Raw genomic sequence first — 1,132 nt, 5'->3', positions numbered from 1 at the left:
GCCGACTTGTAGCCTTGATGGTGCGACACAGCCAAGCCCGTGCCGATAAGTGCGATGATGGCAATCGGTTGCCAGTTATTCGCCAGCAGTTTCACGAGATTCATTCTCGACCTCCTGACGTTTCACGCTGACAAACGAGCGTGCCACCGCATATCCGCCGACAATGCCCAGATACACCGCCCAAATTTCCGCCGATGGATCGGGCAACATCACAAACTTAAACGTCCCCGCCGCGCAGGCAACATTTGCCCACAGTTTCGAGTGCGACACATTACCGGTAGCCGGGTTTTTAAAAATATCCAAAATACGCATTGCTATTCCACAGTTTTGGTTTGCAGGTGCCGTTGCAGCATTTCCCGATAATTGGCCAGTTCGCCCTCCGCAAATTCAAACGCCGCCAAATCAGCCCGTTCGCTTGCTTCACGGCTTTTGCGCGACCATAGCTCAATCATCTTTTCGTAAAACTCAACTTGACCCATGATTAACGACGATTCTTGCGTTTACGCGCCGCACGTTTGGCAGCCGCCACACCCGACTTACCCAGGCGCATAGACGGATGTTGTTTCAAAGAGCCAATGCTGGCAGGCTTAATCTCAAATTCAGGCAGCTGCGGTTTCAAGACAGACAAAGCCAAAGCAATCAAAGACTTTTTCATACTTTCACCGCTCCCAACTCCATCGCAATCGCGTCCGCAATCGCGCGGCAGATGCCCCATTTAGTAGATTTAAACAAGGCCAAATCAGTGTCGTTGCTGATAAAAAACGGCTCAAACACAATGCCGCCGGCCTGCGCATAAGCCAAGCGCGAATGCTGGCCCGCATTGTCGGGTTTAAAGCCGTCTTCGCCGCGCAGTTTCCAGCCGGTTTTCTTCGAAACAGCCTTGCTCAACACCTGACACCAGCGTTTGTTTTTCGGCGTACTCAAAGCCTCAATACCCGTCGCCGTTTTTGCAACCGCCGCATTAGTGTGAAACTCAATCGCCACATCCGAGCCACGAATCAGTTTGACCGCTTCGCGCAGCGGCATATTGCCTTTGCCTTCGCCGTCGGTGCGTACGGTCAGGCCGTAATCGTTACGCAGGATAGATGCCACGATATTGCGCATATCCTGCGCCAAGTCCGCCTCACGGTCG

Annotated in this window: 4 protein-coding genes; all 4 read right to left on the bottom strand. The window is 52.9% G+C overall.

Features of this window, described 5'->3' with window-relative positions:
• Nucleotides 1-75: 75 nt before the first annotated feature.
• Complete coding sequence (locus tag ACTHUF_RS10985; RefSeq protein WP_002219316.1) at nucleotides 76-312, bottom strand: hypothetical protein; 237 nt, start codon at nucleotides 310-312, stop codon at nucleotides 76-78.
• Between the two features lie 2 nt (nucleotides 313-314).
• Complete coding sequence (locus tag ACTHUF_RS10980) at nucleotides 315-452, bottom strand: hypothetical protein (RefSeq protein WP_440407698.1); 138 nt, start codon at nucleotides 450-452, stop codon at nucleotides 315-317.
• Nucleotides 453-481: 29 nt separating this feature from the next.
• Complete coding sequence (locus tag ACTHUF_RS10975) at nucleotides 482-655, bottom strand: hypothetical protein (protein WP_004520464.1); 174 nt, start codon at nucleotides 653-655, stop codon at nucleotides 482-484.
• Nucleotides 652-1,132: N-acetylmuramoyl-L-alanine amidase (locus tag ACTHUF_RS10970; protein ID WP_440407695.1), on the bottom strand; the 481-nt coding region annotated here is incomplete at its 5' end. The genes ACTHUF_RS10975 and ACTHUF_RS10970, both read right to left, overlap by 4 nt.

The sequence above is a fragment of the Neisseria sp. P0024.S006 genome (assembly GCF_051956595.1).
Classification (GTDB): Bacteria; Pseudomonadota; Gammaproteobacteria; order Burkholderiales; family Neisseriaceae; genus Neisseria.
This window is presented reverse-complemented; position numbering and strand designations above follow the sequence as displayed.

What these genes read in the sequence shown, in the direction of transcription:
- ACTHUF_RS10980 (WP_440407698.1), bottom strand. Translation starts at nt 452, where the DNA reads ATGATTGAGCTATGGTCGCGCAAAAGCCGTGAAGCAAGCGAACGGGCT.
- ACTHUF_RS10975 (WP_004520464.1), bottom strand. Translation starts at nt 655, where the DNA reads ATGAAAAAGTCTTTGATTGCTTTGGCTTTGTCTGTCTTGAAACCGCAG.
- ACTHUF_RS10985 (WP_002219316.1), bottom strand. Translation starts at nt 312, where the DNA reads ATGCGTATTTTGGATATTTTTAAAAACCCGGCTACCGGTAATGTGTCG.